The organism is Pseudogracilibacillus auburnensis, from assembly GCF_003201975.1.
GTDB lineage: Bacteria > Bacillota > Bacilli > Bacillales > Amphibacillaceae > Pseudogracilibacillus > Pseudogracilibacillus auburnensis.
Genome location: NZ_QJJQ01000008.1, coordinates 70429 through 84447, shown reverse-complemented (window position 1 = coordinate 84447; position 14019 = coordinate 70429). Strand labels below are relative to the sequence as shown.

The 14019-nt window shown below is 37.3% G+C and carries 13 protein-coding genes; 5 read left to right on the top strand and 8 right to left on the bottom strand.

The features are described 5' to 3' along the window. Positions 1–256 precede the first annotated feature (256 nt). From DFR56_RS12030 to DFR56_RS12020, 3 genes are read left to right on the top strand one after another with little or no spacing between them, the layout of a single operon-like run. Entirely contained in the window at positions 257–1021 is a 765-nt protein-coding gene (locus DFR56_RS12030; RefSeq protein WP_110395689.1) for an ABC transporter ATP-binding protein, read from the top strand. Next, positions 996–2882, top strand: a complete 1887-nt coding sequence (locus DFR56_RS12025) for an ABC transporter permease (protein ID WP_110395688.1) — start codon at positions 996–998, stop codon at positions 2880–2882. The genes DFR56_RS12030 and DFR56_RS12025 overlap by 26 nt, the downstream gene beginning before the upstream one ends. Then, positions 2882–3361: a hypothetical protein gene (locus DFR56_RS12020; protein WP_110395687.1), complete on the top strand. Its 480-nt coding sequence runs from the start codon at positions 2882–2884 to the stop codon at positions 3359–3361. Before DFR56_RS12025 ends, DFR56_RS12020 begins: the two co-directional genes overlap by 1 nt. 1382 nt (positions 3362–4743) lie before the next feature. On the opposite strand, the gene hisC is transcribed toward DFR56_RS12020, so the two are convergent. The 8 genes from hisC to hisZ all read right to left on the bottom strand — a co-directional run bounded on the left by hisC (position 4744) and on the right by hisZ (position 12004). Further along, positions 4744–5802, bottom strand: coding sequence for a histidinol-phosphate transaminase (gene hisC, locus DFR56_RS12015; protein WP_110395686.1), 1059 nt, complete (start codon positions 5800–5802; stop codon positions 4744–4746). Then, positions 5795–6427, bottom strand: coding sequence for a bifunctional phosphoribosyl-AMP cyclohydrolase/phosphoribosyl-ATP diphosphatase HisIE (gene hisIE, locus DFR56_RS12010; RefSeq protein WP_110395685.1), 633 nt, complete (start codon positions 6425–6427; stop codon positions 5795–5797). The genes hisC and hisIE overlap by 8 nt, the downstream gene beginning before the upstream one ends. Position 6428: 1 nt before the next feature. Then, positions 6429–7181 (bottom strand): imidazole glycerol phosphate synthase subunit HisF, encoded by a 753-nt coding sequence (gene hisF / locus DFR56_RS12005; RefSeq protein WP_110395684.1) that lies wholly within the window; start codon positions 7179–7181, stop codon positions 6429–6431. 2 nt (positions 7182–7183) lie between these two features. After that, complete coding sequence (gene hisA, locus DFR56_RS12000; protein ID WP_110395683.1) at positions 7184–7891, bottom strand: 1-(5-phosphoribosyl)-5-[(5-phosphoribosylamino)methylideneamino]imidazole-4-carboxamide isomerase; 708 nt, start codon at positions 7889–7891, stop codon at positions 7184–7186. 183 nt (positions 7892–8074) lie between these two features. Further along, positions 8075–8659 (bottom strand): imidazoleglycerol-phosphate dehydratase HisB, encoded by a 585-nt coding sequence (hisB, locus tag DFR56_RS11995; RefSeq protein WP_110395682.1) that lies wholly within the window; start codon positions 8657–8659, stop codon positions 8075–8077. A gap of 190 nt (positions 8660–8849) precedes the next feature. Continuing rightward, positions 8850–10124, bottom strand: coding sequence for a histidinol dehydrogenase (gene hisD, locus DFR56_RS11990; protein ID WP_110395681.1), 1275 nt, complete (start codon positions 10122–10124; stop codon positions 8850–8852). Further along, complete coding sequence (hisG, locus tag DFR56_RS11985) at positions 10121–10756, bottom strand: ATP phosphoribosyltransferase (RefSeq protein ID WP_110395680.1); 636 nt, start codon at positions 10754–10756, stop codon at positions 10121–10123. Before hisG ends, hisD begins: the two co-directional genes overlap by 4 nt. Then, positions 10757–12004 carry an ATP phosphoribosyltransferase regulatory subunit gene (hisZ, locus tag DFR56_RS11980; RefSeq protein ID WP_110395679.1) on the bottom strand — a complete coding sequence of 416 codons (1248 nt, stop codon included), beginning with the start codon at positions 12002–12004 and terminating at the stop codon, positions 10757–10759. Between the two features lie 117 nt (positions 12005–12121). Here hisZ and DFR56_RS11975 point away from each other — a divergent pair, with 117 nt between their 5' ends. Both DFR56_RS11975 and murB read left to right on the top strand, forming a co-directional pair. After that, positions 12122–12922: a histidinol-phosphatase HisJ family protein gene (locus DFR56_RS11975; RefSeq protein ID WP_342353160.1), complete on the top strand. Its 801-nt coding sequence runs from the start codon at positions 12122–12124 to the stop codon at positions 12920–12922. 137 nt (positions 12923–13059) lie between these two features. Continuing rightward, complete coding sequence (murB, locus tag DFR56_RS11970) at positions 13060–13959, top strand: UDP-N-acetylmuramate dehydrogenase (RefSeq protein ID WP_377725648.1); 900 nt, start codon at positions 13060–13062, stop codon at positions 13957–13959. The last annotated feature ends 60 nt before the right edge of the window (positions 13960–14019 follow it).

The window sequence follows — 14019 nt, the reverse complement described above, 5'->3', positions numbered from 1 at the left end:
GACCATTTTTCCGGTGTGCTAAAACATTTGCTCAAAGCTACGCCGCCCCGAACTGCGACGCACAGGACGTGCTAGTGTCAGCTTTGCTGGCAGGACGCCAGCGATCTTAGCCGACCTCGATCCTTTTTATCCTCCTTTTTGAACACGCACTTTAAGAAACCTTACATCATTGTAAGATAAGTGAAAGAAACTTCGATAGTGAGTTAAGAACGTCTGTTATAAGCTAGTGATTAGGTAAAACGAAAGGGGTTATTATATGTTACACGTTAAAAATGTAAGTAAAGTATATGAAGGAAAGATACCTTATCGCGCTTTAACAGATATTAATTTAAAAGTAGAAAAAGGTGAATTTGTCGGTATTATGGGTCCGTCAGGAAGTGGAAAGACAACGCTTCTTAATATTATTGCAACGATCGATGAGCCCACAGCAGGGGAAGTGTTGATTGAAGACAATAATCCACATACATTAAATAAAAATAATTTGGCAAAATTTCGTCGGCGAGAATTAGGGTTTGTCTTTCAAGACTTTAATTTATTGCACACATTGACTGTGGAGGAAAATATCGTACTTCCTTTAACGCTTGATCGCAAACGAGTAAAAGAGATGAAAGAAAGAGCATACTCGATTGCAGAAACTTTGGGCATAAAAGAAATTTTAAATAAACGAACGTTTGAAATATCAGGAGGACAAGCGCAAAGAACTGCTGTAGCAAGAGCAATGATCCATGCACCGAAATTAGTATTAGCGGATGAACCGACAGGAAATCTCGATTCAAAAGCTTCTAAAGATGTGATGGAAATGCTCACATTGATGAATGAAAAACAACAAACGACGATGATGCTAGTGACACATGACGCACAAGCGGCAAGCTATTGTGATAGAGTCATCTTTATTCGAGATGGGCAGTTATATTCGGAGATACATCGAGGCGATAATCGACAGATTTTCTTCCAAAAAATTATTGATACACTTTCATTAATGGGGGGAAATGACAATGACCTTTCGTCAGTTCGCGTTTAATAATGTTTTCCGAAATAAACGTTTATATGTTGCTTACTTTTTAAGTAGTTTGTTTACGGTGATGGTGTTTTTCACTTTTTTAAATTTTGCTTTTCATCCGGGATTAACGGGAGATGATATGAACGTAAGTGTAGCAAAGGGCATGTCGGTTGCCGGAGGAATTATTTACGTCTTTTCCTTTTTCTTCATCCTTTATTCAATGAGTTCTTTTTTACAATCGCGAAAAAGAGAGTTCGGTGTTTTAATCATACAAGGGATGTCCAATCGACAAATACGATGGATGGTATTTTTAGAAAATATGCTCATCGGCTTCTTTGCAACAGTGTTCGGCATTGCTCTAGGTCTAGTATTTGCCAAAGGTATTTTACTAGTGGCGGAAAATGTACTAGTAATGGAAGGAAGTTTGCATTTTTACATGCCAATCAAGGCGCTTGTTTTCACGTTTATATCGTTTATGATTTTATTTTTGTGCATCTCTATTTTTGTCACCTTTGTTTTACGAACAAAAAAGCTAGTCACATTAATTAAGGGCGATAAAATTGGCAAGAGTGAACCGAAAGCATCGATTATCTTAACGGTATTAGCTGTCCTCTTATTAGGAAGCGGGTACGCAATCGCTGTATATGTAAAAGGTGTAGCGGTAGTTGCAGCTTTACTTCCAGTTGTTATCCTTGTTACAGTTGGAACCTATTTATTATTTACCCAATTAAGTGTGTTTATTATTAGGAAGTTAAAAAACAATGAAAATTTATTTTGGAAAAAAACAAATATGTTACTATTTTCCGATTTGTCTTATCGAATGAAAGACAATGCTCGAGCATTTTTTATGGTTGCAATAATTTCAACTGTCGCCTTTAGTGCAATTGGAACATTGGTTGGGCTAAAGTCATATTTAACGACAGGTGTAAAAGAAGCAAATCCAATTGCTTTTACCTTAAAGTCGGAAGTTGAAGATATTTCAAACGAAGACATTACACTGATTGAAGATATATTCGCAGAACACCAAATTACGTATGACAAATCAGGAGTCGACTTGGCCTATTTTAGTCAAAAGGAAGGAGATCATGATCTACCAACCTTAATTACTACCCCTTCAATCTATAATGCATTTGCTAAATTAATTGGGGAAAAAGAAATTACGTTAGAAAATAAACAGGTAATTACGGTTGGACAAAGTTCCGTCAATATGATGCCAGAAAAAGAACTAAAAAGAACGATTGTTCTTGAAGATGGAACGAATATAAAGGTAGATAATAAAGACATTGGTGCAAAGCCCGATGTATTGCCAGAAGTAGGAGCGTATTATATTGTAAGTGAGCATATTTTCCAGCAGCTTCCTGAGCCTGCCTACGAAAATACAGTAATTGGTTGGCAAGTGAAAAATGGAAAAAAAGAAGATCTTATTGCAGCGGGAGAAAAAATAAGCAATGAATTACCTTATCAATTTATGGCTGTAGACTCTGTTGTGTATGATATGAATAAAATGTGGGGTCCAATCATGTTTGTCGGCTTATTTATTGGAATCGTCTTTTTCGTATCAGCAGGCAGCTTCCTTTACTTCAGATTGTATACTGATTTGGATGAGGACAAAATGAAATTTACAGCAATTAGTAAAATTGGATTAACGATAAGTGAAATGAACGGGGTTATTAGTAAACAAATTACGATATTATTTTTTGCACCAATTATTGTCGCGATTATCCATGGTGCTGTCGCATTAACTGCCTTATCCCATATGTTTGGTTACAATCTCGTTCGAGAATCTGCACTTGTTCTTAGTAGCTTTTTCGTCATCCAAGTAGCCTATTTCATTATCGTTCGTTATTTTTATACGAAACAAGTAAGGCTGGCAGTGAAATAATGAAAAAGATTATCGTTATGTTTTTGTCCGTTATTTGTATCCTGTCCCTTACTAGTTGTGGAGAGTTTGCGAAAGATAAAGTGTTAGATAAATATAATCAAGTTGTTGAATCAGCAGGAGATATGGTTATTCATAAAGATAATGAATTGGTTGGTAACAGAGAAATGGGTGTTAACAGCTATGTTGGAACATATACTGCTGAGTATGACAACTTTACCGGACAGGAAATACTGTTCGGCGGTACTAGTGTTGAAAAAGGAAACGGTACAACATTAAAATGGCATGCAGAATCGAATTCCGAAACAGGAACATTCACTTTATCATTTGCTGGAGGAAGTGATCCTGTTAGTGTTTTGATGGATGATGAGGGAGAATTTGAAGAGGAAATTGAGCTTGCAAGTGGAAGTAATTATATATACATGGATGGTGAAAATTTCACTGGAAATATTCAACTTTCTATTTCAGAGGTTAATGATTAATAGGAGGGACTGGTGGAAATTCAAATCTGCTAGTCCTTCATCCATTTCCAATGGTCATACACTGTGCTTAGCGTTTTTCTGCATGACAATCAGTCGACCTAATTTGTTATCTTGAATCGCTGTTTTGTTCTTTTGCTCCAATCATAACAAAAGGGAGAGGACGAAAGTGTTCTAGTCATAGAGAGATTCAAATTATGATTCAAATTTCTACAATAAAAATGTTCATTACTTTGGATTTTTCATTTGACTGTTTTAAAAACGTGCTACCAATTGTCATCATTTCCTTTACATAACCCATAAACTGCGCATTAATCGCTGGAACAGTGCATTCTTGTATTGAACTCCACATTAATCGCTGGAACCGCGCATTCCTGTCTTGACCTCTGCATTAATCGCTGGAACTGCGCATTCTTGTATTGAACTCCACATTAATCGCAGGAACAGTGCATTCCTGTCTTGACCTCTGCATTAATCGCTGGAACTGCGCATTCCTGTCTTGACCTCAGCATTAATCGCAGTAACCGCGCATTCCTGTCTTGACCTCCACATTAATCGCTGGAACTGCGCATTCTTGTATTGAACTCCACATTAATCACTGGAACTGCGCATACCTGTCTTGACTTCTGCATTAATCGCTGGAACTGCGCATTCTTGTATTGAACTCCACATTAATCGCAGGAACAGTGCATTCCTGTCTTGACCTCTGCATTAATCGCTGGAACTGCGCATTCTTGTATTGAACTCCACATTAATCGCAGGAACCGCGCATTCCTGTCTTGACCTCTGCATTAATCGCAGGAACTGCGCATACCTGTCTTGACCTCAGCATTAATCGCAGGAACCGCGCATACCTGTCTTGACCTCAGCATTAATCGCAGGAACCGCGCATACCTGTCTTGACCTCAGCATTATTCGCTGGAGCAGTGCATTCTTGTATTGAACTCTACATTTTGCTTCTGACATTCCTTAGCGAAGAGGGAAAGCGAGGGCGGAGACCCCGCAACGAGCTAGCAAGTGAGGCGGGTTAAGGGGCGCGACGTCCTGGAACTGGTACTGCGCTTACTCGCCCCATCGAAGAGCTTTTGCACTTTCGTTCATCCCATCGAAAACGTTTGTCGCAACACCCGCACTAGCACGTCCTGCGACTGCGATTACTCGTCGCAATAAACATTGTGCGTCGGAGGCTTAACAGCCGCCCACGGAAAGCGGAGTGCATTTCCGTAGCGATGGTATATTCACTATTTTAATGGTACTGCGCAGTTTATATCAACTACGTTTATCGTTAAATACATCCGCTGTACAGGTAATATTTTAACCTTTCTATCCTCTAATCGTTCGTCTGTGGAGTTGATACGTTTAGTTATAGTCCACACATCTTACTATTATCCTACTATTTCGCCAACAGTTTCAATAAACTGCTCCATTTCTTTACGGGTTCCAATTGTAATCCGTACAAAGTTGTCAATTGGTTCCTTGCCGAAATAGCGGATTAACATATCTTTTTCACGTAATTCCTCATATATTTTTTCTGCAGCCATTTCCGGGTGGCTTGCGAACACAAAATTAGTTGAAGAAGGAAGCACCTTAAAACCCAATGCCTCGAGCTGTTTCGTCACCCATGTTCTTGTCGTTAAAATTTTTTCAGTTGTTTCTTTAAAGTATGCTTGATCCTCTATTGCTGCTTTTGCTCCAGCCATTGCTAGCCGATCAATTGGATAAGAATTAAAAGAATCTTTCATCCGAATTAATGCCTGAATTAATTGTTCATTCCCTAGCGCAAAACCGACTCGAAGCCCTGCCAATGCACGCGATTTTGACATCGTTTGAATAACGAGTAAATTGTCGTATTGATTAACTAGTTTCACTGCCGATTCAGGTGCAAAGTCGATATAGGCTTCATCAATGATTACAACTTTTTCACGATTGTTTTGCACAATTTTTTCCACATATTCTAGTGGTAGATAGATGCTTGTTGGTGCATTTGGATTCGGAAAAATAACACCACCATCCGAATGGAAAAAGTTTTCTACATTAACAGTGAAATCGCTATTTAAAGGGACTTCTTTATACGGAATATGGAATAGTTTTGCATAGACTGGATAAAAGCTATAGGTGATGTTAGGAAAAAGAATTTGTTTCCCAGGTTCGAAAAAAGCCATAAATGAAAAAGCTAATACCTCATCTGAACCATTTCCGATAAATACATTTTCCGTCTCTAATCCGTAGTATCTCGCAATCGAACAACGAAGATCTTCCATTGTCGGTGATGGGTATAACCGTAAATCTTTCCCCACTTCCTTTGAAATTGCCTCGATTACTTTAGGGGAAGGCGGATATGGGTTTTCATTCGTATTTAATTTTATGATATTTTCTTTATTTAATTGCTCCCCTGGAATGTATGGCTCTGCTCGTTGTGCCATCGAACTCCATAGATTAGTCATTGGCATCTTCCTTTTTGTTAATATGTCTTTCATATAAAACGTCTTTTATGTCTGAAATAGTTACGCCAGTCATATTCATTAAAACGAGAGTATGATAGACTAAATCAGCCATTTCCCATTTTATTTCTTCTTTGTCATTGTTTTTCGCCCCAATTATTACTTCGCTCGCTTCTTCGCCAACCTTTTTCAACACTTTGTCCATACCTTCATTAAATAAATAAGTTGTATATGAACCTTCAACAGGATTGTTTTTCCGTTCTTCAATGACATCAATAATGGTATGAATCACATCACGATTAAGATGTTTCTCGTTATAAACGTTGGCAAAGAAACAAGATTCTTCACCCGTATGACAAGCCGGACCCAGTGGCTCAACAGTAACGAGTAGAGCATCTTGGTCACAGTCAAGTGCAATACTTTTTACTTTTTGTTTATTGCCAGAAGTTGCTCCTTTATTCCATAATTCTTTTCTAGAACGACTATAAAACCAAGTTTCTTTCGTATCGACTGTTTTTTGTAATGCTTCTTCATTCATATAGGCGAGCATCAGGATTTTTCCAGAAACAGCATCTTGAACAATTGCTGGGATAAGTCCATTTTCATCATAGTTTATATTTTCTAGCATGTTAAATCTCCTCTACTGGAATGTCGAAGTTAAGTAAATATTCCTTTAAATCGGTAATATTAATTTCTTCATAATGGAAAACAGAGGCTGCTAGTGCGGCATTCGTCCCACCGTCTGTCAATACAGTTTTAAAATGGTTCATTTCACCAGCACCACCACTTGCAATAACCGGGATATCTACCGCATCTGTTACAGCTTTATTTAATGCCAAGTCATACCCATCTTTTACCCCATCTGCATCAATCGAGTTCAGTAAAATTTCACTAACACCGATTTCTTCTCCACGTTTAGCCCATTCTATCACATCAAGTCCAGAATCAACTTTCCCTCCACTTGTATACGCGTGCCATTTATTTGGTGCTACTTGTTGCGCATCGATCGATAAAATGATTTTATCTTTTCCAAATTGTACTACGGCTTCTTGTAAAAGGTCGGGATTTTCAATTGCTGCGCTCGTAATGGAAGCTTTCGTAGCACCAGCCTGTAAAACAGCGGCAACATCTTCGACAGAACGAATCCCACCACCAACGAATAATGGAATGTTAATTACGGCAGAAATATCTTGAACAATTTGTAAAAAGGTTTCGCGATCTGTTCCTGTTATATCGAGTAAAAATAATTCGTCCGCATGGTCCAACTCATATTTTTTAGCCAGTTCAACTGGTTCAGCAACATCTTGAATGTTTTGAAACTTTTTACCTTTCACAACACGACCATCTTTTACATCTAAACAAGGGATAATTCGCTTTTTCATCTTTATTCCTCCATTAATGATTCGAATTCAAGTTTCCCATCATACAACGCCTTCCCAATAATTACTCCATATATATTGAAAGCTTCTAAGTTTTCCACATCTTCTTTTGTCGTGACGCCTCCCGATGCGATCACATCGATTTTCGTAGCTTCATTGATTGTTTGTTGTTCAGCAAGATTAGGTCCTTGTAACATGCCATCTTTTGCAATATCGGTATATACGATCGTTGTTACACCGATTTCTTCTAATATTTTTACTAAATCAAGTGCTAATACATCGCTTGTATCTGTCCAGCCATCTGTTGCTACATACCCATTACGAGCATCGATTGAGACAGCTACTTTCTCACCGAATTTTTCCACCGCTTCTCTCAAAAACTCTTGATCATTAATTGCGGCAGTCCCGATAATGACACGGGATACACCTGCTTCAATATACTCCTTAATCGTCTCAAGGGAACGAATGCCTCCACCGACTTGGATTGGAATCGAGACTGTTGTAGCAATTTCTTGAATAATGTCTTTATTAATTGATTGGCCAGTTTTCGCGCCATTTAAATCAACAATATGAATATATTCTGCGCCTTTTTCTTCCCATTCTTTCGCCATAGCAATGGGAGAATCACTATATACCCTTTCTTGATTGTAATCACCTTGAATCAATCGGACACATTTACCATCTAAAATATCAATTGCTGGAAAAATAATCATCAGTTATCTCCTTATATAAAATTTATAGTGCGTGTTCAAAAAGGCCGATAAAAAGGACCGAGAAGTTCAAGGCGGCGTAGCTCCCGAGGAACGGAGCGTATGATTTTACATACGTGAGTACCGGAAAAGCAAGCCAACGCGGAAATTCGATGAGTCATTTTGTTGGACTTTTTGAACATCCTCTTACAATACTCCTTTTGTTGAAGGAACCCCTTTGACACGTGGATTAAGTGTACTTGCAGCATCTAATGCACGGGCAAATGCTTTGAAAATTGCTTCAATCATATGGTGTGTATTTGTTCCATATTCCACATTTATATGTAGAGTCACTCCTGCATGATTGACAAATCCTTGGAAAAATTCTTGGACAAGTTCCGTATCAAAACGGCCAACTTTATCTTTTAATCCTTCTACACGGTAAACGAGATGAGGTCTCCCACTTATATCTAAATGGACAGTTGCAAGTGCTTCATCCATCGGAATGGAAACAGATGCATATCTGGTAATCCCAGCTTTATCCCCAATTGCCTTTTTAAATGCTTGCCCTAAAGCAATCCCAATATCTTCTGTTGTATGGTGGTCATCTACCTCAATATCGCCATCACATGTTACATTCAAATCAAATAGACCGTGTCCGGTAAACAAAACGAGCATATGGTTCAAGAAACCAACACCAGTTTGAATGTTTCCTTTTCCTTCCCCATCAAGTAAAAAGTCTAATTCAATCTTCGTTTCCGCTGTATCTCGTGAAATAGAATGTTTTCTCAACAATAATCATCCTTTATGAAGTAATTAATTTCCGCACATTCTCAAAGTTTTGCGCACTGGCCAATGGAAATTCCGCAGTTTCTCGAAAAATTGCGCACTAGCTAATGGTTTTTCAGCACTTCCTTGAAAATGTCCGCACTTTCCCCAACATATGCGCACTATCTAATGGAATTATTCTTTCAAACTACCCTTACTTTTTCTTCCGTCTTATTTCGATCGATTTAGCATGGGCACTTAAGCCTTCCATGTTTGCCAATGTCTCAATATAGCTAGCTTCTTTTAATAAAGCAGTTTCTGAATAACGGATAATGCTCGACTTTTTCATAAAATCATACACGCCAAGTGGAGAAGCAAACTTCGCCGTCCCACTTGTTGGGAGCGTATGATTTGGCCCAGCCATATAATCTCCCAACGGTTCTGGAGAATAATTTCCTAAAAATATCGCTCCCGCATGTTTTACATCAGCCAAATGGTCTGTCGCATTTTCAATCATTAATTGTAAATGTTCTGGTGCAATGTCATTAACGAGGGTAAAAGCTTGCTGCAACGAGTCGACTACAATAAGTTGCCCATTATTTTCAATAGAAGCAGTTGCTACTTCACGTCTTTCTAGTTTTGCTAATTGTCTGTTCACTTCTGTTGCAACTTCTTGGGCCAACTCTTTATTCGTCGTAATGCAAATCGATGTTGCCGCCTCATCATGTTCTGCCTGAGACAAAAGATCGGCAGCTACATAATCAGCCCTAGCGGTTTCATCTGCAACGATACAAATTTCACTTGGTCCAGCAATCATATCAATTGCGACATCCCCGTATACCCATTTTTTTGCGCGGGCGACATAGTCATTTCCTGGTCCGACAATCTTATCCACTTTTTTAACTGTTTCCGTTCCATATGCGAATGCTGCAACAGCTTGGGCACCACCCATTTTAAAAATGCAATTTACCCCAACACTTTTTGCCGCTACAAGTACATGAGGATTAATTTTCCCATCGGCTTGGGGTGGTGTGGCAATATAAATGTCAGGTACTCCTGCAAGATGGGCAGGGATTAAATTCATTAAAACGGTAGAAGGATAGGCTGCTTTTCCACCGGGAATATAAACTCCTACACGATCCATCGGGGTTACTTGTTGACCGAGCATGACTCCATCAGCTTTATGGATAAACCACGATTTTTCTAGTTGAGCGGCATGGAACTCCTTAATGTTTTTTTGAGCAACCTCAATAGCTTTCAAAAACTCTTCGCTTACTTGTTTTTCTGCTTCCTCAAACTCATCTTCTGTAACGACGAGATTTTCCAAACGGACACCGTCAAATTTTTCTGCATAATTTAAAAGCGCATTGTCTCCATTTTTACGAACCTCTTGAATAATTGCTAAAACTGTCTCATCAATCTTTTCATTACGTTCTACTTCACTTTGTTTTGCTTCTAATTGAAATTCTTCTATCGATTTTATTCTCATTCCGTTCCTCCCAACACAGCTTTTAATTGCCTAATCAATTGTTGAATTTGGTCTGTTTTTGTCGCGAAACTTGCTTTATTAACGACAAGCCGTGTACTAATATGTTCGACATCATCTAAAATCGTTAAGCCATTTTCTTTAATCGTATTACCTGTTTCGACAATATCGAGAATACAGTCGGCCATACCAATAATAGGAGCCAGTTCAACTGAGCCATTTAATTTAATTGTTTCCGCAGTAAGACCATTTCGGGAAAAATATTTTTTCGTTACATTTGGATACTTTGATGCTACTTTAATCTTTTTTCCTTTCATTATTTGAAGATCTTTTAAGCTAGCAATAACAAATCGACATTTACCTAAATTTAAATCGAGTAGCTCGTATAGATCTGCTTCGGCTTCCAAAATATTATCACGACCAACAATTCCGATATCAGCTGCACCCTGTTCTACATATGTCGTGACATCGACAGCTTTTACATAAATCATTTTAATGGACTGATCTTCACTATAAAAAACGAGCTTACGGCTTTTTTCATGAAAATCAGGAAAAGTAATATTCGCTTTTGCCATGAGCCGTAATGATTCTTTTGCAGTGCGTCCTTTCGCTAATGCTAATGTAAGTTGTGCCAATTAATTTCTCTCCCTAGCTTGTTGAATTAATCTAATTAACTCTTCAAATGTTGTAAAAGGTGTTTCCTCATTGTCGTTTATAAAGATTGATTTATTTTCAGTGATATCAATGGAAAACATTCCTTGAGGTAGATGATTTTTAGATGTGACATTAGGATAAGTTAATACTTTTACCTTTTTATTACGAAGTTTATTAGCCAGATCTAATGCACTATCTTCCTGTTTTTTTTGATAAGAGATGATGATATCGACTGGTTTCATCTTCGTTAATAAGGATGATTCAATTCCTGCTAAAAGTAAATCAATGTCACAAGCAAAACCGATTGCGGGGATCGTTGCATCAAATTGATTTGCTAATTTATTGTAACGTCCTCCCATTAATATTGGCTTTCCAACCTTTTCAATAAATCCTTGAAATATCATATCTGAATAATAATCCATATGATTGATTAAACCCAAATCAACTACTATATGGTCAGCAACCCCGTAAGATTGTAATACGTGATAAATGTCAGTAATATTTTGCAATGTATTTTTCATCTTAGTGTTTAAAGGAAGTTTTCTAGCCTGCTCAATCACCTCTAGCGGATTGCCGTATAAAAATGGCAAAGAAGTGACAATATCTTTCACATCTTTTTCCACATCTAATCGGTGTAAAAGTTGTTCGATTTCCGTAATATTTTTGGCTTGAATATATTGCTTTAATTCATTTAAATCTTGTTTTTGTATATTCATTTCGTTTACCAATTGCTTAAAGAAACCTGCATGACCAAGTTCAATTTTAAAATGATTCACATGAACATCTTGAAGTAAATGAATAGCAAGTGCGATAATTTCTGCATCTGCTTCTGGAGCTGGGTTCCCGAAGTACTCTACACCAGCTTGCGTACTTTCCCGGTACTCATTCGCCTCTGCCGTTTGACGAAATACGTCTAAAACGTAAAAATATCGTAAATCCTCCTGAATTTCCTTATTATTCATCGCTATTTGCTGTGTAATTGGAATCGTAATATCAGGTCGTAACACTAGAACTGTTCCAGTATTATCAATCGTTTTAATCATTTCGTGGTGATTTACTGTTCCGTTCATGTTTGCATATAAATCATAATGTTCAAAAGTAGAAGTATAAATTTCATCATATCCATACGTTATAAATCGTTTCTTTAATTTATTCATTATTTGACCACGAAAATGAATTTGTTCTACATTAATAACAAGGTCATTTTCTGTGTTATGATATAAGTGCATAGGAATAGAAAACTCCTTTCAGTTTCATCGCTTTATCTCTTTACTACAATAAAGTGATTGATAGTTTATATTGTAATAGTATACGAAGGAAAAGTCAATTACAAACAGGGGGAATAAATGTTGTTTGATTATCATATGCATAGTAATTTTTCAGGGGATTGTTCGACACCGATGGAGCATACCATTCAATCAGCAATTCGAAAAGGGTTAAAGGAAATTTGTTTTACCGAACATGTAGACTATGATTATCCTGATCCAACGATCCAATTTAAACCCGATTTGGCTGGTTATGACAAGGAAATAAAAGCAATGCAAGCAAAGTATGAAGGTGAAATTTCCATCAAAAAAGGAATTGAAATTGGCGTTCAGCCACATGTACTTGACCGTTGTGAAAAGCTTGTATTAGAAGAAAATTTTGATTTTATTATTTGTTCGATGCATGCCACAGATCGGAAAAATTTACACCATGGTGAATTTTTTCATAATAGATCGGCTGAAGCTGCATATCAATTATATTATGAAGAGCTTTTAAATTGTGTACAAAATTATGATCAATATAGTATTTTAGGGCATTTAGATTTAGTGAAACGGTATAAAAAGTTGAATAGTAATGAAAATTTCCATGAGATTATTCGAGAAATTTTTCAAACAATTATTCCTAAAGGAAAAGGAATTGAAGTGAATACTTCAGGTTTTGCTTATGGACTAGGAAGTGCCATGCCAAGTGCAGATATTTTGACATTGTATAAAGAGTGTGGTGGTGAGATCTTAACGATTGGGTCAGATGCACATGAAGCAGAACATGTTGCACACCGATTTAAAGAGACACTTCAATTGTTAGAATCGATCGGATTTGAATATATTACTACGTTTACGAATAAAGAACCAACCTTCCATCCGATTAAACAAATTATTTAGGCTATACAAAGACAAATGAAAGATATTTTAATATAATAAGTTTAGCAGATAAGAAGAGAGTATTTTTTTCTGTATAGTAACATCGACTCGTTTTAGAGCCGTGTGTTGTAACGAATAAAGGAATGATTTTTGTGAGGATGTATGACCAGCTAGCATCGATCGTATCGAAAGAAAATATTGTTCAAAATAAACCATTAAAAAATCACACTTATACTCGCTTAGGTGGAAATGCCGATTATTTTGTTACTCCTGTGACATATGAACAGGTACAACATGTTGTAAAACTGGCGAATCAGGAAAAAGTCCCGTTTACTTTGCTAGGGAATGGTTCCAATTTAATAATTAAAGATGGCGGTATTCGTGGAATTGTCATGTATTTAGGGAAGTTAGCAGCTATAACTGTTGAAGGAACGAAAATAATTGCGGGAAGTGGTGCCCTGATTGCAAATGTATCAAAACAGGCACTTACCAATCATTTAACAGGTCTTGAATTTGCATGTGGCATCCCTGGTTCCGTTGGGGGCGCCTTATTTATGAATGCAGGTGCTTATGGTGGAGAAATTAAAGATGTTCTTCTTCGTGCAAAAATTGTCGATCGTGATGGGGAACTAAAAGTGATGGAAGCGAAGGATTTAGATTTATCTTATCGCACAAGTAATATTCCAACAAACGGTTATATCGTACTAGAAGCAGAGTTTGGCTTGGAAGTAGGAGATTTTAAGCAAATTAAAGCCGTTATGCATGATTTGACCTATAAACGTGAGTCAAAACAACCGCTTGAATATCCAACTTGTGGAAGTGTCTTTAAACGCCCCCCAGGATATTTTGCTGGGAAATTGATACAAGATAGTGGGCTTCAAGGGAAACAAATAGGTGGTGCGCAAGTTTCGTTAAAGCATGCGGGATTCATTATTAATAAAGACGAGGCATCCGCGAAAGAATATATTACGTTAATTGAATATGTCCAACAAGTGGTCAAAGAAAAATATGGAGTAAGCTTAGAACGTGAAGTTCGTATTATTGGAGAAGATGGATAAGTGTACTCTATAGACATAGGCGTATAGGTGAAGTACGATACTAATAATATTTTAAAAAGG

Excerpts from the sequence above, each read along its gene's own strand:
- DFR56_RS12030 (WP_110395689.1), top strand. The coding sequence starts at position 257 with ATGTTACACGTTAAAAATGTAAGTAAAGTATATGAAGGAAAGATACCT.
- DFR56_RS12025 (WP_110395688.1), top strand. The coding sequence starts at position 996 with ATGACCTTTCGTCAGTTCGCGTTTAATAATGTTTTCCGAAATAAACGT.
- DFR56_RS12020 (WP_110395687.1), top strand. The coding sequence starts at position 2,882 with ATGAAAAAGATTATCGTTATGTTTTTGTCCGTTATTTGTATCCTGTCC.
- hisC (WP_110395686.1), bottom strand. The coding sequence starts at position 5,802 with ATGACTAATCTATGGAGTTCGATGGCACAACGAGCAGAGCCATACATT.
- hisIE (WP_110395685.1), bottom strand. The coding sequence starts at position 6,427 with ATGCTAGAAAATATAAACTATGATGAAAATGGACTTATCCCAGCAATT.
- hisF (WP_110395684.1), bottom strand. The coding sequence starts at position 7,181 with ATGAAAAAGCGAATTATCCCTTGTTTAGATGTAAAAGATGGTCGTGTT.
- hisA (WP_110395683.1), bottom strand. The coding sequence starts at position 7,891 with ATGATTATTTTTCCAGCAATTGATATTTTAGATGGTAAATGTGTCCGA.
- hisD (WP_110395681.1), bottom strand. The coding sequence starts at position 10,124 with ATGAGAATAAAATCGATAGAAGAATTTCAATTAGAAGCAAAACAAAGT.
- hisZ (WP_110395679.1), bottom strand. The coding sequence starts at position 12,004 with ATGCACTTATATCATAACACAGAAAATGACCTTGTTATTAATGTAGAA.
- DFR56_RS11975 (WP_342353160.1), top strand. The coding sequence starts at position 12,122 with ATGTTGTTTGATTATCATATGCATAGTAATTTTTCAGGGGATTGTTCG.
- murB (WP_377725648.1), top strand. The coding sequence starts at position 13,060 with ATGTATGACCAGCTAGCATCGATCGTATCGAAAGAAAATATTGTTCAA.